We start from the raw sequence: 21417 nt of genomic DNA on the forward strand, positions 1-21417 counted from the left end.
CGACAGGCTCTCGGCGGATTTCCGTCGAGCACCCGTCGACACCTCGCTGTTCGCGGCGGAGCGGCTTGAGCCATGACGACGTCATGGCTCAAGCCCTCTGGGCCCTACCCCTCGGAACGATTCCGACGCCAGGCGCCCGGGCTCATTCCCGCAGTCCGGGAGAAAACCCTTGTGAAGTAACTCTGGTCGCCGAACCCGCAGATCAAGGCGACATCCGCCAACGGCAGCTTGGTGGTCGTCATCAGCCGCTTGGCTTCTTCGATCCGGAGCCGAGAGAGAAACGCGTGGGGCGCAAGACCGGTGCTGCGGCGGAAAGAACGGGCGAAGTGACTTGGCGTCAGTCTGCACTCCGCCGCAACGTCGGCGATGGTCAAGCTGCTGGCGAGACGAACACGCATTATTTCCTTGGCGCGGCGCTCCTGCCATGGCGCAAGTCCCCCCTCCTGGACGCGCTCGCGTGTGCAAAGCTCTCCATAGGATTGCGCAAAGTGGGCGAGCAAGCTCAATCCGAGCTGATCGACGAAGAGCTGGTTTTTCGCCCTCTCCTCCTCGAGGGCACGCAAGAGAACGCCTGTCAGCGTCGTCAAACAAGGATCGCGACGATCGCGCGGCCACCTCAGCGTTGAGATCGGCTTCGCGTCGTTCTCGTAGGCGAAATCGTCAAGTGCACGGCGGGGTACGTAATATTGGACCGCATCGAACGGCCCTTTGAGGTCACACTGCGGATTGTCCCGAAGGTCGAGCACGCTCACCGTTCCGACCCTGAAGGATCCGGAACACCCGCGAGGTCCCGCTATCTGGCCCGAATCCTGCTCCGAATCGCCGATCTGATGCAGGATGCTGAAGGCCGACTCGGGCGCGATAGGGGCCCTCCGCCCACCAGCAAAGCGGGGACCCGACAATCTCGTTACGGCGAGCGCGAACTTGCCCTGGCGATTGATCTTGCGAACACAATCGCCCTCCATTCCGAGGTGCATGGCGAGGCGCCGACCGAAAAACCCGCTGGAAGAAGTGTCCGGAAAATCGGTCATCGAACCCTCATGCGGAAGATTCCTAGTCCCGGCTCCCCGGCAACGCCAATAAATCGTTCCAAAAAGAAGGCTTGAGCGGGGCGAGACCGCGTTGCCGCACTGAGAATTTGCAAGATTTTGTTTGGCGGCAGCCGACTTGCGCGAAAGACTGGGCTCGTGCAAGAGGTGCATTCATGACCGGCAATTTGGCCCAGTTCGGTGAGGATCTGCGCCTCCATTTGGCTCGATTGCAGGTAAGCGTGGACAACATCAACGGATTGTTCACGGGCTTGGCGATGGCCGACGAAGGCAATCTTGCAAGCCGTCTGGACGAACTTCGGGCCACCACGACCAGGGCATCCGAGCGCGCCGCGGAGCTTCACGAGAGGCTGCAGACCGGTCTCGAACGAGAAGCCACACTCGAACCTGAAACCCTCGCCAGATGGGTAGGCAGGCGGCAGACGGCGCAGCTTCACGCCCGCGCCGATCTGATCGAGCAATTGGCCGTGGTCGCGGTGGAATTGGCGGCGCTCTGCGGGGCCGAAGCCGAACGCATCGCGATGACCGCGATCATGGCGCGCCAGCAGGCGGTTGCCGTACAGGTCCGGGCCGACGATCAACTCTGAGCCTGTTTGCGCGGACTTTCGACGGATGGACACCCTCGGGTCCGTGGCGTAGTGAGGATGCCTGCGAAAGGCAATGGCTGATCCAGGATGTCCGATCGCGACAACACACCGGAGCGGACGTTTCTTTTCGGACCGTTTCGCCTATCGACCGCCAAGCGGACCTTGTTCGACGGCGACGGCGTCGTTCGCCTCGGCAGCAAGGCCATCGAGATCCTGATCGCGCTCGTCGAGCGCGCAGGGGAGTTGGTGAGCAAGCGCGAACTGGTCGAGATCGCCTGGCCGGATACGTTCGTGGTCGAAGCCAATCTGACCGTTCAGGTGGCGGCGCTTCGCCGCGCGCTCGGCGAGGACGACACCGCCAACCAGTACATCGTGAACAGCCCGGGACGTGGATATCGTTTCGTCGCACCCATCAGGGTGCTGGGAGAGGGGCGCGCAGCCGTCGACGAGCCGACCTCGCCCCCGGCCCACAACCTCCCGGCACAACTGACCCGACTGGTGGGACGCGCCGAGGCACTTCGGTCGGTAGAACGGAAACTGACGGACGAGCGGCTCGTAAGCATCGTCGGACCGCCGGGCGTCGGAAAGACTTCGCTCTCGCTTCGCATGGCGGAAACGATGCTGCCGCAGTTTCGGCATGGTGTGTGGCTGATCGATCTCGTCTCGATCACGGAGGCCTCGCTGATTCCGAGCGTGATCGCTTCCGCGCTTCCGCTCGATGTCCGGTCGAGCGACATGCCGTCGGGCATCGACGCCGCGCTACGATACAAGAACCTGCTTCTGATATTCGACAACTGCGAGCATCTGATCGAGGGGGTGGCGGCCGCAATAGGCGAATTGCTGCGTTGCGCCGGCGAGATCAAGGTGCTGACCACGAGCAGAGAGCCGCTGCGGATCGAGGGCGAGCAGATCTTCCGGCTGCCTCCGCTGGCAGTGCCTCCGCTGGCTGCGATCGTCAGCCCAAAGGACGTATTGGCCTACCCCGCGGTGCAGTTGTTCGTCGAGCGGGCGGCCGCGATAGTCAACGATTTCGAGCTCACCGATGCCGACGCCGCCTTCGCCGCTCAGATATGCCGCGGACTGGACGGCAACCCCCTCGCGATCGAGGTCGCCGCCGCGCGGATCGACACGTTCGGCGTCAAGGGACTGGTCGGCAGGATAGAGACCGGCGTCGAGCTGCTCGCGGACGCTCGCCGCGGCACGCCAGCGCGACACCGAACGATCGCAGCTGCGCTCGAATGGAGCTACCAGCTGCTGAGCGTAGGTGAACGACATGTTCTCCGCTGTCTCGGGGTCTTCGGCGGCAGCTTCACGCTCGATGCGGCCATCTCCGTCATTCCAGCTGTGGGGGAGATCGATACCGCATCGATCCTCGCGGATCTGGTCTGCAAATCGCTGGTCTCCGTCGAGATCGGCTCCGATGGCGCCAGGTTTCGGCTGTTGGAAATCGCGAAGGCGTTCGTGCTCGCCAAGTTGATCGAGAAGTCGGAGCGAACCGAGCTCACCCTACGCCTGGCGTCCTGCCTCGTCGAAATGCTGCGCAAGGACGCCGACGGACCGGACCGGGTGAAGACGCTGAGGGATGCGGTCCAGGAACTCGACAACGTGCGCGGAATCCTGAACTGGGCCTTTTCGCCTGGAGGCCGGGCTGAGGCGGGAGTCGCGCTCGCAGCCGCCGCCGTGCCTGTGTGGTTGGAAAATTCCCTCCTGACGGAGTGCATCGCCTGGACGACGAAAGCGATCGACGCTCTCGGGCCGGCCGTCGCCGACGAACGAAGCGAGTTGATCCTGAAGGCCGCTTTCGGTCTCGCAGTGATGTTCACCGAGGGCATGACCGCTCGATCCCGAGAGGCTCTGAACAGATCGCTCGAGCTGGCGGGGCAACTCGGCGATCGGCGATGGGAGCTTAGGGCCCGACTAGGCCTGGTCCTCTTCAATCATCGGCGCGGCGACTTCAGGAGCGCCTTGGCGGACACGAAAAGGATCGAGGCCCTCGTGGCGGAAGCCGACGAGCCTGTGGCCTCGGCGATGATGAAGAGCGTCAAGAGCGCATCGCTGTTTTTCCGTGCCGAATACCCGGAGGCGCTGAAGCTCGCTCGCGAGGCGCACGAATACCTGCGAACTCACACCATCGCTTCGCAGATAGGTCGGTGGGGCATGAACCACTCGGTCTATGCGCAATGCGTGATGGCGCGAGGATACTGGAGTCTAGGACGTTTCGATCGAACCGTCCGGGCCTGCATCTCGGCCCAATCCGAGGCGGAAGAAACGGGTAATCCGACGTCGATCTGTCAGGCACTCAGTTGGTGCGGGGTTTCGCTGTTCCTGATCCTGGAAGACCTGGACCGGGCAGCCGGAGCGATCCGGAAATTCAAGCAAGTGGCGTGCGACAACAACTTCCAAAGCTATGTCTTTGCGTCGATCGGTTTCGAAGGCAGGCTGCTTTTTCTGAGGGGAGAGATCGAACCTGCGGAAAGATTGTTGCGAGAGGCGCTCTCGAAGCTGAGCGGTGCCCAATACGAGAATGTCTCCATTCCGTTCCTCGGGCGTTTGGCCGAGCTCCTGGCGGCGGATGGACGCCCCGAAGAGGGCCTGTTGGCGTCGACGGAGTGTCTGGAGCGGACACGAGCGACCGACGCGCTCTGGTTGTTGCCGGATTCCCTGAGGATTCATGGCGATGTGCTGGCGGCGCTGGGAGGTGCAAACTCGTCGGCGGCGGAGCTTCACTTGCGTGAGGCCATGGACGTTTCCAGACGTCAAGGAGCCCTTGGATGGGAGCTCCGTTCGGCCGACAGCCTTGCCCGTTTCTTGGCGGCACAGCATCGATGCGAAGAGGCCTCGGCGCTGCTGGAAGGAACCGTCGGAAAATTCGTGGAGGGCTTCGAAACAGTGCCCTTCCGTCGCGCCAAGACGTTGCTCGCCGAATTGCGACAAACGGCGCCCGCGGAGAGACGCCACCCGTCTCCGCGAGCAACACTGTGAGAAGGCGCGCCGCTCCGTCAGCATAAGCCGATCCCATGGGCCAGGCTGCCGGGCGCGACGAACCCTCGGACCCTGAAGTCCGGGCCCGCCGCGTTCAAGGACCTTTCATCCCGCCGATCACGCGAGAGGCAAAAAGCTCCTCCTGATCCAGTTCACCTTCGATCCTATGCATGACGCTGTCGTGGATGCCCCCGGTATCGAAGAGCTCCAGGAGTTTTCTGCGCCCGGCTTCGACCGCGATCAATACGGCATGGTAATGCTGGAGTCTCCGCTCCCGATGGGGTCCTCCGGCGCGGACATGATCCTCCGCGACCGCTAAACGGTGGCCGTACTGTTCCACGAGGCGAGGGTGCGCGTGCTTGCCCTCCGCTCCGAGAGAGTGCGCTTTGATCACATCGAATTGGGCGCGCGCGACTTCGGCCCGGACGGATTCTTCCGAGAGCGTCTTTTCGCCGTGGAGCAAGAACGCCCTCCCCGCCAGGGTCTTCGCCACCGGACCAAGCGTCAATCCGAGCACCACGATGGTCGCGGCGACGACGCAGAAGGTCACGAACAGGATGATGTCCCGTCCGGGAAATTGCTCCGGCAACGACAGGGCGGCCGCGAGACTGACGACCCCCCTCATCCCGGCCCAGCTTATCACCAATGGAACGGCGAGCGGTGGGTAGGGATCCCGCCTGCGGAGCGACGGGATCGGCGCCCTCGGTATGTAGGCTGTCGGAAAGATCCAGGCGAACCGAGCGAGCACGAGCACCGCAAAGATCGCCGCCGCCGCCGGGAGGAGCGTGAGAACGGTTCCCCAATGTTCGCCGAACCGCTGCAGAACGCCGCGCAGGGCAAGTCCCACCAATACGAAGACCAAGGCCTCCATCACGAAGGTAACCACGGACCAGACCGCCTGGGCCTGAACGCGAGATGCCGCGCTCAAAGCGTTGTGCTGCAGACGTCCGAGGACCAGCCCGCATGCGACCGTCGAAAGCACACCTGACACATGCAGGCTGTCCGCAAGCAGATAAGCAGCCCATGCGGACAGGAACGTCCAGACCACGGTGAGCCGGGCATCCGTCAACTTTCCGGCGACCAGTGCGCATATCCATCCCAGCGCAAGACCGATTCCGACTCCCACGGTCGAAACGTAGACGAAGCTTCCCGCAGCCGCGCTCGGACTGAAGGCCCCGGTGAGCGCCGCAGCGACGGCGAACCGAAAAAGGACGATTCCCGAGGCATCGTTGATGAGGCTTTCGCCCTCGAGGAGAACCGCAATCCGCGGTGGGACACTGAGATGGTCAAGGACCGCGCGCGCGGCGACGGCGTCTGGCGGCGAGACGATCGCACCGAGCGCGAAGCACGCGGCCCAAGGCAATGCCGGGAAGAAGAAGTGCGCAACCACGCCGACCAGCAGCGTCGTCATCACGACGGCCCCGACGGCCAATTGCAGGATGATCCTGAGATTGGCCCGAAAATCCGGCCACACCGTGAAGTAGGCGCCCGACAGCAGAAGCGGCGGCAGAAAGAGCACCATCACGAAGTCCGGATCGAACTCGACTACCGGAAGTCCCGGAACGAGAGCGAGAGCGATCCCGGCCAGTACCAGCACCGATGCGGACGGCAGATGCAGGCGACGCGCCACTGCATCGAGCACGACGGCGATCATCAGAAGCAGAAGGATGATCTGGAAAGTCTCGGCTGGTGTCATGGCGAGCGCTAGGCCGTCTTTGTCGGCGCGACCTCGGTCGGCGCCAACAGCACGGCCGGCAGCGCCATCAGCGGGGGCAGGGCAAAGCACCACGTGCCGAACTTGGCGTACAGGCAGGCGCCGGCCGCGCACCCCACCGCGAACGTTGCCACGCTCGCGGACATCTTGCCCAAACGAGGTTTGGCGACGGACAGAACCGATGGAGGGGCGCGCCGAAGGACATCGGCGACATCGATCATGATCTGGGTGGTCGTTCCTGTCATCAACGTGCTGGGGGGATCCGTGCCCATGTGGATGCGGTGGGCCGCGTTCTGAATGGCCATTGCCGCGACCAGCATCATCCCCGTGACGATCGCCTGCCAGCTGTCCCCTTGCACGAACGGCCCGAAATAGACGGCCGCCGCGCCGCCCGCGGCGAGCAGCAGCGTCTTGATGGCCAGCATCGAGCGGAGGACCGGGAACCCCATGGCGGGGAGATAGAAGCTGAATATCCTGGTGACGATCACCACGGCGCAGAAGACCGGAAGCGCAAGCAGCTTGGCCAGAGCACCGGACGTTCCCAGCACGATGGCCGCGCCGAAGGTGACGAAGTTGCCGGTCACGTGCGCAGTGAACAGGCCCTGAAGCGCGAGGAAACCCGCAGTGTCGACGAATCCGGCATTGAGACTCATCAGGAGAGCGAGAACGGAGACGGACTTCGACATGCTACCAGCCGTATTGGAGTTGGACACCGAGATAGTTGCTGGTGTGCCCACCTGCGCGCATGATCGTGTCGCCGACTTCGAAATGCACGGCCTCGATGGCGCCCGTCAGATGCTCGTTGAAGGCGTAGTCGGCCCGGATCTGACCATAGGCTCCGGTCCAGGCGCTGCCTTTGCCGGCGGTGCCGGCGATGGGCACATTGGGCTGGACGTAGATCGCGTCGGCCGTGGTTTCACGCCATTGCAGGGCGATGGCGCCCAGCACCTTCAGCCCCGGGAGGGGACTGAGCGTGATCGCCGGCTTGAGATGCACCAGGTTCACATACCCGGTGTAGCCGGCGAGGGTGAAGTAGTAACCGTTCGGAAAGAGCGGGTTGAACGTACCCAACGTCCCGTCGTTGGGGTGATGGTCGCCGGAGGCGGCATCGAACTGGAGACCCAGGCGGGGCTGCCACGGCAGGGTCGTGAACGTGTACCCCGTTCGCGCGCCGACGGCCCAGGCGCGAATGTCCTTCGTACCGACCTGTCCCAGCTGCCCCATGGCCTCCAGGTCCCAATCGATCTGCTGGGTCTTGCCTGCGAAGCGTCCATCGAACACGTGCCTATGCTCGTCGCCGAAGGCATCGAGGTACTTGGCGTTGTTGCGTTCGTAGAGCGAATAGTAGCCGGACAGCTCGTTGTCACCGAGTACCTTGCGCTCGATCCTCAACGTGCTGAATCGGAAGTTGTCATTCGACGTGTCGTCGAAAGGGCGCCCGTCGAAGTATTGCACCGGACGACTGACGAATGCGATGAAGCGCCATACTCCGGTTTCCCAATCGCCCCAGATGGCATCGAACGACTGCCGGACGTTCGGCCCGTCCCTGGACGATACGAATCGCTGAAGGTCGAAGGCGAAGTCCTGCCGTCCCGCCCGCGCCTTCAGGGTGCCGCCGGAGAAGACGTTGACGTACTCGATGAAGGCAAGACGAAGGTCGAGACGGTCCTGGTCGACGGGAGAAATGTTCTGCTTGCCGAACGCCCGATCGTCCTCCAGTTGGACAAAAGCGCGCCAGTTCTCGTTGAAGTGAACGTCGGCGTGGACCTGCAGGCGCTGCAGGAGATAACTGTCCGAGGGCGTGTTGGAGGTGCCGAATCCCGCCGCGTTGTTGCTCTCGAACCGCTCACGCAGCGTGGCCCCTAGGGAGACATAGCTTTTCGGATCGGTGGCCCAGAGCGGGATGTACTTGAGCCCGTCGAACGGTTCGGTGCGCAATCTGGGATCGGCCAGCACCGACCAGTCCTCGGCCCAGCGGTTCGCCTGGATGGCGGGCCGCTTGGCCACCCCCGTGTCCGCTTCGTCGGCCTGCGCGCATCCGATGCCGGCGCCGAAGACCGCCATGGCGATCCCGACCCGGAAAAAATTGCGCAGACGGGCGCGCGCCGACACCGAAGAGATCACCTCATTTCCCGTCAGCCCGCGATGCGCTCTTCGCGGACGGCGAGTGGATTTCGGCGACGTAGCCTCCGGGGAACATGAGGAATGCGGTGGAGCGCCCGTCCGACGTATAGGGATCCACCAGCACCGTCGCGCCGGCATCCTTTGCCTTGCCAAGGGTCGCAGCGAGGTCGGCCACTTCATAGCCCGTCGTCTCCCGCCCGTAGGGATAGGGCAGATGTCCGTCCGTGACCAGCACGACCATCTTCCCGAAAGCGGACTCGATCCGCACGCGCCGGTAGGTCGCATCGGGCCTGCCGATCTCCACGCCCGCCGTCTTCGCATCGTCGGATACCACCTTCCCGCGCGAAAACGCCACGAAGCTCTTGATGAAAGCCGCGGCCCTGTCGGGCGAAACGTACACGCGGTTCTCCGGAATCCGTTCGAACGCCGCGTAGTCGGGCTTCGTCGTATGCCAGTAGATCTGCAGGTTCACCCCGCCGGGCCACTGGATCACCGCGTCGCGCCCGATCGGGTCCGGGAAGGTGGAAACGATCACGTCCGCGCCAGCAGCGCGGGCGCTCTTGACCGCCTCGTCGAGGTCGCTGACCAGATAGCCGTTGCGCTCGGCTCCGAACGGATACGGGACAGGCGTCTTGAAGCCGAACAGAGAGACGGTGCCGACGGGCGTCTGCAGGAGCTGCGACGTGGTGCTGCTCGGCGTCGGCGTGACTGTGGCCACCACCTGCTTGGTGCTCTTGCCGCCGAAGGTCGCGAGGAAGGTGCTTACGAACTTGTCGACGTCGTCGGGCGCCACGTAGACGTGGGTCGTGTCGTATTGGGGTGCAACCGCGACCGCCGTCTCCTTGGATTTCGTCGTGTCCTTGGCGGCGGCCGGTCCGCTCGCTACGGCAGCCGCGGCAAACGCGAAAAGCACTAGGGCGCTGGTTGTTTTCATCGTGAAACTCCCTGAAGGGTTTGGGCCCGCGCAGCGGGGTTCGTGCCGAACGCGGATGCCTCGGACAGAACCGAGACGACGACGAGCCCCGCGATCAAGCCGAGATGTTCGAAGAAGGCGTTCATGGCCATAAATCTGTCATGGCCTTCCATCGTCCAAAACGCGTTCGCGGTGAGCATCGCCACGAAGGTCAGGACGCCGAGGGCACCGGCGCCCAGCCACACGAAACGATTGAGAACGACGAGCAGGGACCCACCGAGTTCGATGGCGATGGCCGCCGCCGCCCAGAGCCACCCGGGATGGAGGCCGAAGTGTTCCTGCTCGGCCACGGCGCCGGCGAAATCGAGTAGTTTGGCGAAGCCGCCCAGGATGTAGGCGGATACCAGCAGCAGTCTGGCCGCGTGCCAAAGGATCGGGCGATGCAAGATGGCGGCGATCCAGCCCGGTGATGCGCTTGTCTGCACGTCAGACCGCCCAGCAGGCGCAGCCCAGCGCGCCCCAGAAGCTTCGGAGATCGGACACTGGCAGCCGGCTCGACCAGGCCGTGGCATGATCGTGGCCGTGCACCCCGCACGAGTTGGCGCAGCCGCACATCTGCATGGCCTTCATCGCGAGACTGTCTTCCTTGGCCTTGTCGTCCGCCCAAGCCGCGTACCCGCCGAAGCGCCTCACCGGCGACCAGTCCGGCATCGCGGGCGGCGGCACGCTGTCCAGCTTCGAAAAGTCGCCGGCGCCGAACACGATCCTGCCGCCGACCATGGTCAGCAGCGACGTCGTGTCGGCGATCTCCGCCTCGCTGCAGGAGAAATAGTCGCGGTCCGGGACGATCAGGTCGGCGAGCTGCCCCACCTGGATGCGGCCCTTGCGTCCCTCCTCGTTGGAGAACCAGGTCACGTTTTCGGTCCACATCCGCAGCGCCGTCTCGCGATCCAGACAATTGCGCTGGGGCGTGATCCGCAGGCCGCCCACGGTGCGGCCGGTGACGAGCCATGACAGCGAGACCCAGGGGTTGTAGGAGGCCACGCGCGTCGCATCGGTGCCGGCCGACACTTTGACGCCCTTGTCGATGATCTTCTTGACCGGTGGCGTCGCCTCCGCGGCTCCGGCGCCGTAGCGTTCCACGAAGTATTCGCCCTGGTAGGCCATCCGGTGCTGCACCGCGATCCCGCCGCCGAGCGCCGCGATGCGATCGATCGACTGGTCCGAGATCGTCTCGGCGTGATCGAAGAACCAGTGCAGGCCTTCCAACGGCATGTCCTGGTTGACCCGCTCGAACACGTCCAGCGCGCGCGAGATCGTTTCGTCATAGGTCGCGTGAAGCCGCCACGGCCACTTGTTCTGGACCAGCACACGGACGACCTCGTCGAGTTCGCCCTCCATCTCCGGCGGCATGTCCGGACGGGCGACCCGGAAATCCTCGAAGTCGGCGGCCGAGAACACCAGCATCTCGCCGGCGCCGTTGTGGCGGAAGTAATCGTCGCCCTGCTTGTACTTCGACGTCTTCGTCCAGTTGAGGAAGTCCTCCTTCTCGCCCTTGGGCTTCTGGGTGAAGAGGTTGTAGGCCAGCCGGATCGTCAGGAGGCCCTCGTCGCTCAGCTTCTGCACGACCGCGTAGTCGTCGGGATAGTTCTGGAATCCTCCGCCGGCATCGATCGCGCCGGTGACGCCCAGCCGGTTCAGTTCGCGCATGAAGTGGCGGGTGGAGTTGACCTGATAGTCGAAGGGAAGCTTCGGCCCCTTCGCGAGCGTCGCGTAGAGGATGTTGGCGTTGGGTTTGGCCAGCAGCAACCCCGTCGGGTTGCCCTTCGCGTCGCGCACGATCTCGCCGCCCGGCGGTTCCGGCGTATCCTTGACGTAGCCCACGGCACGCAGCGCCGCCCCGTTCAGGATCGCCCGGTCGTAGAGATGCAGCAGGAAGACCGGCGTGTCGGGCGCGACGGCGTTGAGCTCGTCGATGGTCGGCAGCCGCTTCTCGGCGAACTGATGTTCGGTGAACCCGCCGACCACCCTCACCCACTGGGGCGCCGGCGTGACGGCGACCTGCCGCTTGAGCATGTTCATTGCGTCGGCGAGCGACCGCACGCCGTCCCAGCGGAGCTCCATGTTGAAGTTGAGGCCGCCGCGGATGATGTGCAGATGGTTGTCGATCAGACCGGGCAGCGCGCGTCGCCCTTTCAGGTCGACGATCTTCGTCGACGGGCCGGCGAGCTTCATCACCTCCTGATCGTGTCCGACCGCGACGAAGCGTCCGTCGGCGATCGCGACGGCCGAGGCCGCCGGATTGGAGCGGTCGAGCGTGGTGAACAGGCCTCTGTGCAGGATGACATCGGGCGAACTCATGAACGCTTCTCCTTTGCGGTATCGGTCGCCATCGTGAGAGCATCGGCTTGGGCGCCGGCTTGTCGGCCCGGCAGCAGGCCGAAGATGTGGGGGGCGCACTGCGCTTGGCGCCATGCCGCGGCGAGACCGCTGCCGGACACCAACTGCCTACCCACGGGGATGACCTGCTCGCCGACGAGGATGCCGAGCAGGCCGACCAGCGCCACCAGCGGCGGCGCGGGCGAGCGCACGTTCAGGAGACTGTAGATGACGCCGACCAGGATCCCGGCCCCGGCCGACAACAGATAGATCTTCATCGCTCTTCTCCTGGCCCGAGTGAGGATTATTCGGCCGCTTGGGCGCCGCCCTCGGAAGCGTGCTCGCCGAGAGCCCACTTCGAGAAGCGCACCTGGATCCCGTACGGCGAGTGCGCACGCAGGATGTCCATCACGCCCTCGTAGGTTTCGGAGCGCGCCCAGTCCTGCTGCAGCTCGAACACGTACTGGGCCGAGGTGATGGGGATGGCGCCGGCCTGGATCGCCCGCTCCATCGAACGGTTGTGCGCTTCCATCGATAGGTCGCCGCACGCATCGGCCGGAATGTAGATCTCGAAGCCTTCCTTGAGCATGTCGAGGGTCGGAAACATGACGCAGGCTTCGGTCCAGAGGCCGGCGATGACGAACTTCTTGCGCCCGGTGGCCGCGACCGCCTTCCGGAAGTTGGCGTCGAGCCAGGAGTTCATCGAGGTCCGGTCGATGATGTCGTGGTTGGGAAACAGACCGGTCACCTCCGGCATGAACGGGCCCGAGAACGAGTCCTTCGCCACGGTCGTCAGAACCGTCGGGATCTTGAACAGCTTCGCCGCCTTGGCGAGGATCTGGATGTTGTTGAACACGACGAGGCGGTCGTGCGATTGGACACCCTGGTACATCGCCGGCTGATAGTCGATCAGTGCAATCGCGGAATTGTCCGGGGTGAGCATTTCGAGTTTGGACATTGTGACGTCTCCTTGCGATCGGCGTGCGCGATCTGGCGTAAGGGTGGTGCATGCCGCTGCATCGTGACCATCGAATGCCGCCAACGCTTGCACGATTACGTCGCGCCTTGGACTAAATCCCGGTGACCGTCCGAATGCGATCGATTGCCGCCCGCGGCTGCGTCAGCGCCGGTCCGGGACCGCCAGCAAGTCCAAAGAACGAGCAGTTCGTCCAAGCCAACCCGCACCCGATCCGCGACGCTGCGCGCCGGAGCCGAGTGACTCGCAGTGGCGTCCCGGTCCTTCATACCTATTCAGGAGCGAAACATGGCCTCTCTCAAGTTGCGGGACGGTACCGAGCTTTACTACAAGGACTGGGGACGCGGTAAGCCGATCCTGTTCAGCCACGGCTGGCCGCTCAGCGCGGACATGTGGGACGCGCAGATGCTGTTCTTCGCCGAGCGCGGCTACCGAACCGTCGCGTTCGACCGCAGGGGCTTCGGCCGGTCGAGCCAGCCATGGACCGGTTACGACTACGATACGTTCGCCGACGACATCGCCGACCTCGTCGCCCATCTCGACCTGAAGGATGTCACGCTGGTCGGATTTTCCATGGGCGGCGGAGACATCGCCCGCTACGTGGCACGCCACGGAACATCGCGAGTGGCCAAGCTCGTCCTGCTCAGCGCGGTGACGCCTCTCTTCGTGAAGACCGCGGACCACGACGGCGTGGACAAAGCGGTGTTCGACGGCCTCAAGGCCGGATTGCTCAAGGATCGCCCGCAGTTTCTGGACGATTTCAGCGCCGTCTTCTACGGCACCAACCACGGCACGAAGGTGTCGCAGGGCATCTTCAAGTGGACGCTCCAAACGGCGCTGCAGGCCTCGCTCAAGGCGACGATCGACTGCGTGACGGCGTTTTCGGAAACCGACTTCCGGCCCGACATGGCCAAGATCGACGTGCCGGTCCTGGTGATCCACGGCGAAGACGACCAGGTCGTGCCGTTCGCCTACACCGGCAAGCTGGCCGCCGAGATGATCAAGGGCGCAAAGCTGAAGACCTATCCGGGCGCTCCGCACGCGACCGCCACGACGCATGCCGACCAGGTCAACGCCGACCTCCTCGCGTTCCTCAAGACCTAGGGGAGAAGATCGATGGCACCGAATCCGCTTCACCTTCTCGAGCCGAAGGATTGCGCCCTGCTCCTGGTCGACCAACAGGCCGGTCTCGCCTTCGGCGTCGGATCGATCGATCGTCAGGTCCTCATGAATAATGTCGTCGCTCTCGCCAAGACGGCGACGGTGTTCGGCCTTCCGGTCATCGCTTCCACCTCGGCGACGAAGGTCTACAGCGGGCCCCTGATGCCGGCGGTCAAGTCCGCTCTTCCTGGCATCGAGCCCATCGACCGGCGCAGCATGAACGTTTGGGAGGACGACAAGGCCCGCGAGGCCGTCCTCACCACCGGTCGTCGCCGCCTGATCGTGTCGGGACTGCTGACCGAGGCGTGCGTGACGTTCGCGGTGCTCTCGGCGCTGTCGGCCGGCCTGGAAGTCTACGTGGTAGGCGACGGCTGCGGTGGGCTCACCAGCGCAAGCCACGACCTGGCTCTGCATCGGATGGAGACCGCCGGCGCTCGTCTCACGTCCTGGATCCAGGTCCTGCTCGAACTGCAGCGCGACTGGACCAGGCACGAGACCTACGACGGCGCTCGCGCCATCGTCGAATCCCATGCCGGCGGCTACGGCATCGGCCTGGCTTATGCCCGCGACATGATCCGGCCGACCTGAGATACGCCCGCGCCGACGTCAGCCTTCGGAGCGTGCCCTTCGCCAGGCTCCGGGGCTGGCGCCGACGGTGCGGGAGAACACCCTGGTGAAGTAGCTCTGATCCCCGAAGCCGCAGATCAGCGCGACGTCGGCGAGCGGAAGCTTCGTGCTCAACATCAGCCGCTTCGCCTCCTCGATGCGAAGCTCGGACAAAAATTCGTGCGGCGCGACTCCGGTGCTGCGCCGGAAGGATCTCGCGAAGTGGCTCGGCGTCAACTTGCACTCGGCGGCCACGTCGGCGATCGAGAGACTGGTGGCAAGCCGCGTCCGCATGATCTCCTTCGCGCGTCGCTCTTGCCACGGCGCGAGACCGCCGCCCGAGGCCTCGTCGGCCGGGCGCATGCCGCCGTAGGCCTGCGCGAAGTGAGCGAGCAAGCTCAACCCGATTTGATCGATGAACAGCTGGTTGGCCTTCGTATCATCCTCCACCGCGCTGAGCAGAACGTTCGAAAGGGTCGAGAGAAACGGATCCCGCTGATCCCTGCTCCATTTGAGCGTCGAGACCGGCTTGGCTCCGTGCTCGCGCGCGAAGTCGTCCAGAGCCTTGCGCGGGATGTAGTATTGAAGGGCGTCGAACGGCCCCTTGAACTGGCATTCAGGGTTGTCGCGAAGATCCGTCACGCTGACCGTTCCCGCTGCGAACGATCCCGAATACCGCGGCCGTCCTGCGAGCCAGCAGGAATGCTTCTCGAGATCGCCAAGCTGATGCAGGATGCTGAAGGCCGGCTCCGCAGGAACGGTGGCCGTTCGTTCTCGGATGAAACGCGAGCAGGTCAGGCGGGTGACCGCAAGGACCAACTGCTTTTCCCGCTCGACCTGCAACAGACATTCGCCGTCCATGCCGAGGTGCTGACCGAGACGACGACCGTAGAAGCCGCGGGACGTACCCTCGGATTCCCTGATTGGAGCGTCCAAAGCTGCCTCCCCCGGAGATGTCGACCGAAGTACCGCGTGTCAGGCGCCTCTGCCGAGCAGTTCCCCCAGATAAAGATTACTGGTCTTTATTCAAGCGCAAAATCGGCCAACCGCCGAAGGCGACGTCGCGATCGAAAAAAGTCGGAAGGAAGGCCACTCAAGCGCTCCGGCTCGCTGAGTTGTTCAGTTCAGCGGCGGGAGTATCTGCTGGAGCTCGGCACGCCGCGCTTCGAGAAACGCGGGAAGCTGAAGCCTCTCGCCCAGCCGCTCCGGAGCCTCGTCGACCGCAAAGCCGGGACCATCGGTGGCGATCTCGAACAGCACGCCGCAAGGAGCTCGAAAGCCCACCGCATTCAGATAGGTCCTCTCGATGGGCTCGCTCACAGCGATGCCGTACGCCGAGCGGAGCTTTTCCACCATCTCCGCTCTGTCGGCGAGATCTTTTGAGCGAAAGGCGACGTGGCGGACGGTGCCCCCGCCCAGCCGGCCACGCGACGATCTTCCGATGATGCGCAGGGTGATGGCACCCCCGGGGCCGTCGTGAGCCACCAGGCGCATGGATCCATTCCGATGTGATACGAGGCGGAAACCGAATACCTTCTGAAGAATGTCGATCGTCTCGTCCTCCTCGCGGACGTCCAGCGTGACGCCATGAAGGCCGCGCAGCTTGAGGTCGGCCCGCGAATTTCGGCTCCTTTCCCCCGATCGCGCGTCCCACGTTTCGATCAGCGAGAGCGCGGTACCGTCCGGATCCGGGAAACAGAGCATGCGCTCGTCGAAGGCCGATCTTTCGGCCCGGGTGGGCACACCGAGAGATGCGAGCCGATCCGCCCAGGCATCGAGCGAATCCGGCGCGACACGGAAGGCGGTCTGCACCACCTCGCCCACGCCGGCCATCCCCGGCGTCACGCAATTCCATGCGAGCGTGCTCAGCACGGCGCCCGGCGTCCCTGCATCGTCGCCATAGTACACGTGGTAACTACCGGGATCGTCGTAGCAGACGGTCTTCTTGACCCGCTTCAGGCCGAGCGCGCCGGCGTAGAACTCGGCCGATCGATGCACATCCGCGATGATCGCCGTAACGTGATGAAGTCCCCGAGCGTTCACGCGGTTGCTGCCTAATCCGTGGTCCTGCAGCGGTCCGCCAGGCGCATCAAATGCGCCATGCGGGCACCCATTCTCACTGAAGTTGCCGGCCCTTTCGCACACACAATCCCGAACATCACGGCCACGTCTTGGACTTTCTCACGATATCGGAGCGACCTTCCGAGCAAAAATTGGGTAGGACCGCGGTCGTTCCGTTCCTGCCTCGACGCAATCGTACAAACCACCGCGAAAATCTGCAATCAGTCTCGGCCGGCTTGACGGAAGGATGTCGATCCGAATCCTTGTACCGGGGAACGGGATCGATGACCATCGCCCTCGAGCAAACCCCGTGGCCGGCGCTCGAGCTCACGGAGATTGCCGCCCAACCCGTCGCGGCCGAGTGAGTTCGATGTCCATGCCCGACCAAAAGCCCGCGGTATCGTCGGCCGCTCCGGCGGTTTCGGCATGGGTCGCGTTCCATCATGGCGCGTTCGCCGTGATCTGGGCGGCCACCGTCGTCGCCAACGTCGGCAGCTGGATGTACAACGCGGCTTCAGGCTGGCTGATGACGGGTCTGGCGGCCGATCCGTTCACCGTCTCGATGGTTCAGGTGGCGAGCAGCCTTCCCATGTTTCTCTTCGCGCTCCCTGCGGGAGCGCTGGCCGACACCGTGGACAAGCGCCGCTTCCTGATCGGCTGCGAGGTCGTCCTGACGGTATTCGCGGCCGCCAGCGCAGCTCTCGTCTGGCTCGACCTGATGACCCCGTCCATTCTCTTGGCATTCACCTTCCTCCTTGGAGCGGGCGCGGCATTCACCGCGCCCGCTTGGCAGTCGATCGTCCCCCTGCTGGTTCCGAAGCGGGACTTGGCCGCAGCCGTGACGAGCAACGGCGTCGGCGTCAACATCAGCAGGGCCATCGGTCCGGCGCTGGGTGGCGTCGTGATCGGCGGATTGGGAATCGCCGCACCGTTCTGGATCAACGCCTTGAGCAATTTCGCGGTGATCGGAGCGCTGCTCTGGTGGCGTCCCCCCGCATCGCAAGGTGACCGGCTTCCGCCGGAGCGCCTGACCGGAGCCATGGTCGTGGGCTTCCGGCATGCGCGGTTCAATCCGGATCTGCGCGCGACGCTCGTCAGGGCGGTCGCTTTCTTCTTCTTCGCCAGCGCATATTGGGCTCTGCTCCCGCTGGTCTCGCGCAATCAGATCGCCGGCGGCCCCGAGCTCTACGGACTACTACTGGGCGCGATCGGCGTCGGGGCCGTCCTCGGCGCCTTCGCTCTACCCACCTTGAAGGGAGCGCTCGGACCCGACAGGCTCGTTGCGGCTGGGACGGCCGGCACAGCGGCGACCTTGATCCTGCTGGGGATCGCGCGTCAGCCTGCTCTCGGCATAGCCGCCTGCCTCATCGCGGGAATCTCGTGGATCGCCGTGTTGGCGAGCCTGAACGTCTCGGTCCAGGTCTCGCTTCCGGACTGGGTGCGCGGCCGCGGGTTGGCGATGTTCGTCACGGTGTTCTTCGGCGCGATGACCGCCGGCAGCGCGCTTTGGGGGCAGCTTGCCTCGAGGTTGGGTTTGCCGGAGGCCCATTTTATCGCGGCGGCCGGCGCGCTCCTTGGGATCGCGCTGACCTGGCGCTGGAAACTTCAATCCGGAGCGGGCGTGGATCTCGCGCCCTCGATGCACTGGCCCGCACCGGTCCTCGCCATCGACGCGTCGGCCGATCGCGGTCCCGTCCTGGTCACCGTCGAATACCGCATCGAACCGCACAAACGGGACGCCTTCCTGATCGCCGCCGGGGATTTGGGCCGTCAGCGCCGTCGAGACGGCGCGTATGCCTGGGACGTCTTCGAGGATGCGGCGGACAGCGGGCGCTTCCTCGAGACATTCATGGTGGCTTCGTGGCTCGAGCATCTGCGGCAGCATCAGCGCGTGACCAATGCGGACCGGATCGTTCAGGATGCGATCCGCGAATTCGGGGCCGCGACGGAGCCCAAAGTCACTCACTTCATAGCCGCCCAACGGTCGTCCGAGGCTTCCGGCTGACTCGGCGAACACGCGCCTCTAGCCCGCTGCGCGCTTCGCCCCTCGCTGCGGGGCCGCAGTCGAAGCTCTGAGGACGAGCTCCGGACGCAGGACCATGTGCCGGATTTCGTTGCTGCCGGTTTCGAAGCTCTCGACAAGCATCTTGGCCGCGTTGCGTCCCATCTCACGATGTTCGATCCTGACCGTGGTCAACGGCGGCGACACCACATCCATCAGAGGCATGTCGTTGTGACCGACGACCGATACGTCGTGTGGACAGCTGAGCCCGGCGTCCCGCAGCGCGTCGAGAACGCTCAGGGCGATCAGGTCGTTGGCGGCGACCACGGCCGTCACCGCCTTGCTTCCGATCAATCCTGCGCTGGCCGCCTTGCCTGCCTCTCGCGTATAGCGCGGCGCCTCCCGGACCACGCCTTCCAGTCCATGGCCTCGCATCGCGCGCATGAAGCCGTCGCGCCTGAGCAGACCGGTCGATGTCGTCAGCGGCCCCGCCACGTGCGCGATGCGCGTGTGCCCGAGACCGACGAGGTGGTCGACCGCCAGCCGCATGCCCATGTCGTCGTCGGACACGACCGACGGGGCGCGGTCCAGCGCTTCCGAGCGGTTGACCAGAACGACCGGCAGGCCGCGCTCGAGACAATATCCGACGAGCTCGTCATCCTGGGAAACCGTCGCCAGGATGAGCCCGTCGACACGCTGGTTGAGCAGCTTCTCGACGAACGAGACCTGCTGCGAGGGATCGTTGCCGGCGTCGGCAACGATGGGGGCGTAGCCGGCCGACGCCAGGGTCTCGGCGATACCTCCGAGGATGGGCGCGAACACCGGGTTGGTGATGTCGGGCAGCAGCACGCCGACGAGATTGGACCGACCCAAACGCAGGCTCGCAGCGAGCCGATTGGGCCGGTACCCCAGCGATGCCGCCTTTGCCGCGATGCGCCCGGCGACGTCCTCCGCGACCAGGTGCTTCTTGGTGGGATCCAGCGCGCGCGAGACCGTCGACGGGTGGACGCCCGTCGCATCGGCGATCTGTTTGATGGTCGGCGGCTGTCGATTCACCAGCGTTCTCTTCGCGTTAGACACTCCAGACCAACCATCATAACGGGCCTATTGACTCTTTGCAATCGATTGCATACACGCGTGCAATCGATTGCAGGAGCGATTTATGGCCCAAGCTCAGAGAAGCGAGGCCCCTTCGGGCGGAATCATCGAGACCAGCGCCGACGTGACCCCGGCCGTTCTGCTCGCCATGTCCAGCGCTCCGGACGCGCGGCTCCGAGAGGTGGCCGAGGCCTTCGTCAGGCACATGCACGCCTTCGCGCGGGAGGTGAATCTTTCCGAGGGCGAATTCGAGCTCGGCGTCGACTTTCTCAATCGGATCGGCCAGGCCACCCACGACAGCCACAACGAAGGCATCCTTTTCGCCGATGCGATCGGGCTGTCGACCCTGGTCTGCCTGCTGAACAACGGCAATGCCGGGCCGACCGAGACGGCCTCCGCCCTGCTGGGTCCGTTCTGGCGCGCGAACTCGCCCCGGACGGCGAGCGGCGAATCCATCGTCAGATCGCCTACCCCCGGTCCGGAGCTGTTCGTCACCTGCGAGGTCGTCGACAGCGCCGGCAATCCGGTCGAGGGCGTCGAGATCGATGTCTGGCAGTCCTCGCCGGTCGGCCTCTACGAAAATCAGGACGCGACCCAGGCCGACATGAACCTGCGCGGAAAGCTCACGACCGATGCCGCCGGGCGCTTCGCATTCAGGTCGGTGAAGCCGGCCGGCTATCCGGTGCCCACCGATGGGCCGGTCGGCGAGCTGCTGCGCGCGCAAAACCGGCATCCCTATCGGCCGGCGCACATCCATTTTCTCGGCTTCAAGCCGGGATTCAAGACGCTCATCACGCAGATTTTCGTCGACGACGATGCGCACCTGGAGAGCGACGTCGTGTTCGGCGTCACCCGCGCATTGATCGGCGACTTCCGCCGCCACGACGGCGGCCCCTCGCCGGTGCCCGGCGTTTCCGCGCCCTGGCACACGCTTTCGCACCGCTTCGTCATGGAAGCCGGCGAGGCAATCCTTCCGAAACCGCCGATCAAGTGAGATCCATGAGCATTCAACCATCCATGACCGGCAAGGTCGTTCTCGTCGTCGGCGGCGCCGGCAGCATCGGCGCCGCCGCCGCGCGGCTCTTCGCCTCTCTGGGGGCCAGCGTCGTCATCAGCCATCGCGACGAAGCCAAGGAAGCGTCCTCTGCGGCCGAGGTCGCGGCCACCCTCGCCGGAGCGGGCCACGCGGCCCTTGTCGCCGATGTCGCACAGACCGCGACGCTGACGGCGCTGCGCGGCGAGATGGAACGGCGCTACGGCCGTCTCGACGTGCTGGTGAATGCCGCCGGCTTCACCAAGCCGGTGCCCCACGCCGACCTCGACGCGCTCGACGACGAACTGATCGACAGGATGTTCGCCGTGAACTGGCGCGGGCAGTTCGCGTCCATCCGCACCTTCGCGCCCCTCCTGAAGGCGTCCGGAGACGGTCTCATCGTCTCCCTCTCGTCGATCGCAGGCAGCAACGGCATCGGCTCGTCGATCGCCTATTGCGCGGCGAAGGCCGGCATCGACGTGATGACGAAATCGCTGGCCCGCGTGCTCGCCCCCGAAGTCCGCGTGCTTGCGGTGGCGCCCGGCGTGGTCGACACCGCCTTCGTCCCCGGCCGCAGCGCGGATTTCAACGCGAAGACCGCCTCGACGACCCCGCTCAAGCGCATCGCAACCGCGGACGACATCGCCTCGGCGATCCTCGCCTGCGCCACGCAACTCGGCTTCGCCACCGGCACCACCCTGGTGGTCGACGGCGGCCGCTCGCTTTGAAGGA

19 protein-coding genes are annotated in these 21417 nt (G+C 64.8%); 7 read left to right on the top strand and 12 right to left on the bottom strand.

The features are described from left to right. Window positions 1-104: 104 nt before the first annotated feature. On the bottom strand, window positions 105-752 hold the full coding sequence (locus ABIB66_RS06020) for a helix-turn-helix domain-containing protein (protein ID WP_354254503.1): 648 nt from the start codon (window positions 750-752) through the stop codon (window positions 105-107). 452 nt (window positions 753-1204) lie between these two features. On the opposite strand from ABIB66_RS06020, the gene ABIB66_RS06025 reads away from it, so the two are divergent. Next, the gene (locus ABIB66_RS06025; RefSeq protein ID WP_354254505.1) at window positions 1205-1636 is read left to right on the top strand and encodes a hypothetical protein; all 432 of its coding nucleotides are present in this window, start codon (window positions 1205-1207) and stop codon (window positions 1634-1636) included. A gap of 87 nt (window positions 1637-1723) precedes the next feature. Next, window positions 1724-4618 (top strand): ATP-binding protein, encoded by a 2895-nt coding sequence (locus ABIB66_RS06030; RefSeq protein ID WP_354254507.1) that lies wholly within the window; start codon window positions 1724-1726, stop codon window positions 4616-4618. Window positions 4619-4712: 94 nt separating this feature from the next. Here ABIB66_RS06030 and ABIB66_RS06035 read toward each other — a convergent pair whose 3' ends face one another. The 8 genes from ABIB66_RS06035 to ABIB66_RS06070 form a co-directional block, all read right to left on the bottom strand. Continuing rightward, window positions 4713-6314 (bottom strand): Na+/H+ antiporter, encoded by a 1602-nt coding sequence (locus ABIB66_RS06035; protein WP_354254508.1) that lies wholly within the window; start codon window positions 6312-6314, stop codon window positions 4713-4715. Between the two features lie 8 nt (window positions 6315-6322). Next, window positions 6323-7018 (bottom strand): YoaK family protein, encoded by a 696-nt coding sequence (locus ABIB66_RS06040; protein WP_354254510.1) that lies wholly within the window; start codon window positions 7016-7018, stop codon window positions 6323-6325. A gap of 1 nt (window position 7019) precedes the next feature. Beyond that, a complete protein-coding gene (locus ABIB66_RS06045; RefSeq protein ID WP_354254728.1) occupies window positions 7020-8396 on the bottom strand; it encodes an alginate export family protein in 1377 nt (458 codons plus the stop codon). Window positions 8397-8457: 61 nt separating this feature from the next. Continuing rightward, window positions 8458-9390, bottom strand: coding sequence for a VOC family protein (locus ABIB66_RS06050; RefSeq protein WP_354254512.1), 933 nt, complete (start codon window positions 9388-9390; stop codon window positions 8458-8460). Next, window positions 9387-9854: a DoxX family protein gene (locus ABIB66_RS06055; RefSeq protein WP_354254514.1), complete on the bottom strand. Its 468-nt coding sequence runs from the start codon at window positions 9852-9854 to the stop codon at window positions 9387-9389. Before ABIB66_RS06055 ends, ABIB66_RS06050 begins: the two co-directional genes overlap by 4 nt. Before the next feature lies 1 nt (window position 9855). Continuing rightward, a complete protein-coding gene (locus ABIB66_RS06060; RefSeq protein ID WP_354254517.1) occupies window positions 9856-11730 on the bottom strand; it encodes an amidohydrolase in 1875 nt (624 codons plus the stop codon). After that, window positions 11727-12026 (bottom strand): XapX domain-containing protein, encoded by a 300-nt coding sequence (locus ABIB66_RS06065; protein ID WP_354254519.1) that lies wholly within the window; start codon window positions 12024-12026, stop codon window positions 11727-11729. The genes ABIB66_RS06060 and ABIB66_RS06065 overlap by 4 nt, the downstream gene beginning before the upstream one ends. Before the next feature lie 26 nt (window positions 12027-12052). Further along, entirely contained in the window at window positions 12053-12706 is a 654-nt protein-coding gene (locus ABIB66_RS06070; RefSeq protein WP_354254521.1) for a hydrolase, read from the bottom strand. Window positions 12707-13012: 306 nt separating this feature from the next. On the opposite strand from ABIB66_RS06070, the gene ABIB66_RS06075 reads away from it, so the two are divergent. Next, window positions 13013-13828 carry an alpha/beta fold hydrolase gene (locus tag ABIB66_RS06075; protein WP_354254523.1) on the top strand — a complete coding sequence of 272 codons (816 nt, stop codon included), beginning with the start codon at window positions 13013-13015 and terminating at the stop codon, window positions 13826-13828. A 12-nt stretch (window positions 13829-13840) separates the two neighbouring features. Next, a complete protein-coding gene (locus ABIB66_RS06080; protein WP_354254525.1) occupies window positions 13841-14473 on the top strand; it encodes a hydrolase in 633 nt (210 codons plus the stop codon). Window positions 14474-14491: 18 nt separating this feature from the next. On the opposite strand, the gene ABIB66_RS06085 is transcribed toward ABIB66_RS06080, so the two are convergent. After that, a complete protein-coding gene (locus ABIB66_RS06085; protein WP_354254527.1) occupies window positions 14492-15427 on the bottom strand; it encodes a helix-turn-helix domain-containing protein in 936 nt (311 codons plus the stop codon). Window positions 15428-15610: 183 nt separating this feature from the next. Next, a complete protein-coding gene (locus tag ABIB66_RS06090) occupies window positions 15611-16636 on the bottom strand; it encodes a ring-cleaving dioxygenase (protein ID WP_354254529.1) in 1026 nt (341 codons plus the stop codon). Window positions 16637-16928: 292 nt separating this feature from the next. On the opposite strand from ABIB66_RS06090, the gene ABIB66_RS06095 reads away from it, so the two are divergent. Beyond that, window positions 16929-18557 (top strand): MFS transporter, encoded by a 1629-nt coding sequence (locus ABIB66_RS06095; RefSeq protein WP_502918317.1) that lies wholly within the window; start codon window positions 16929-16931, stop codon window positions 18555-18557. Between the two features lie 18 nt (window positions 18558-18575). On the opposite strand, the gene ABIB66_RS06100 is transcribed toward ABIB66_RS06095, so the two are convergent. Further along, window positions 18576-19610 carry a LacI family DNA-binding transcriptional regulator gene (locus ABIB66_RS06100; protein WP_354254531.1) on the bottom strand — a complete coding sequence of 345 codons (1035 nt, stop codon included), beginning with the start codon at window positions 19608-19610 and terminating at the stop codon, window positions 18576-18578. Window positions 19611-19716: 106 nt separating this feature from the next. Here ABIB66_RS06100 and ABIB66_RS06105 point away from each other — a divergent pair, with 106 nt between their 5' ends. Beyond that, window positions 19717-20646 carry a dioxygenase family protein gene (locus ABIB66_RS06105; protein ID WP_502918315.1) on the top strand — a complete coding sequence of 310 codons (930 nt, stop codon included), beginning with the start codon at window positions 19717-19719 and terminating at the stop codon, window positions 20644-20646. 5 nt (window positions 20647-20651) lie between these two features. After that, the gene (locus ABIB66_RS06110; protein WP_354254533.1) at window positions 20652-21413 is read left to right on the top strand and encodes an SDR family NAD(P)-dependent oxidoreductase; all 762 of its coding nucleotides are present in this window, start codon (window positions 20652-20654) and stop codon (window positions 21411-21413) included. Window positions 21414-21417 lie beyond the last annotated feature (4 nt).

The sequence above is a fragment of the Bradyrhizobium sp. F1.13.3 genome, from assembly GCF_040548265.1.
Lineage (GTDB): Bacteria > Pseudomonadota > Alphaproteobacteria > Rhizobiales > Xanthobacteraceae > Bradyrhizobium.

Excerpts from the sequence above, each read along its gene's own strand:
- ABIB66_RS06025 (WP_354254505.1), top strand. The coding sequence starts at position 1,205 with ATGACCGGCAATTTGGCCCAGTTCGGTGAGGATCTGCGCCTCCATTTG.
- ABIB66_RS06030 (WP_354254507.1), top strand. The coding sequence starts at position 1,724 with ATGTCCGATCGCGACAACACACCGGAGCGGACGTTTCTTTTCGGACCG.
- ABIB66_RS06035 (WP_354254508.1), bottom strand. The coding sequence starts at position 6,314 with ATGACACCAGCCGAGACTTTCCAGATCATCCTTCTGCTTCTGATGATC.
- ABIB66_RS06040 (WP_354254510.1), bottom strand. The coding sequence starts at position 7,018 with ATGTCGAAGTCCGTCTCCGTTCTCGCTCTCCTGATGAGTCTCAATGCC.
- ABIB66_RS06045 (WP_354254728.1), bottom strand. The coding sequence starts at position 8,396 with ATGGCGGTCTTCGGCGCCGGCATCGGATGCGCGCAGGCCGACGAAGCG.
- ABIB66_RS06050 (WP_354254512.1), bottom strand. The coding sequence starts at position 9,390 with ATGAAAACAACCAGCGCCCTAGTGCTTTTCGCGTTTGCCGCGGCTGCC.
- ABIB66_RS06060 (WP_354254517.1), bottom strand. The coding sequence starts at position 11,730 with ATGAGTTCGCCCGATGTCATCCTGCACAGAGGCCTGTTCACCACGCTC.
- ABIB66_RS06065 (WP_354254519.1), bottom strand. The coding sequence starts at position 12,026 with ATGAAGATCTATCTGTTGTCGGCCGGGGCCGGGATCCTGGTCGGCGTC.
- ABIB66_RS06070 (WP_354254521.1), bottom strand. The coding sequence starts at position 12,706 with ATGTCCAAACTCGAAATGCTCACCCCGGACAATTCCGCGATTGCACTG.
- ABIB66_RS06075 (WP_354254523.1), top strand. The coding sequence starts at position 13,013 with ATGGCCTCTCTCAAGTTGCGGGACGGTACCGAGCTTTACTACAAGGAC.
- ABIB66_RS06080 (WP_354254525.1), top strand. The coding sequence starts at position 13,841 with ATGGCACCGAATCCGCTTCACCTTCTCGAGCCGAAGGATTGCGCCCTG.
- ABIB66_RS06095 (WP_502918317.1), top strand. The coding sequence starts at position 16,929 with ATGCCCGACCAAAAGCCCGCGGTATCGTCGGCCGCTCCGGCGGTTTCG.
- ABIB66_RS06105 (WP_502918315.1), top strand. The coding sequence starts at position 19,717 with ATGGCCCAAGCTCAGAGAAGCGAGGCCCCTTCGGGCGGAATCATCGAG.
- ABIB66_RS06110 (WP_354254533.1), top strand. The coding sequence starts at position 20,652 with ATGAGCATTCAACCATCCATGACCGGCAAGGTCGTTCTCGTCGTCGGC.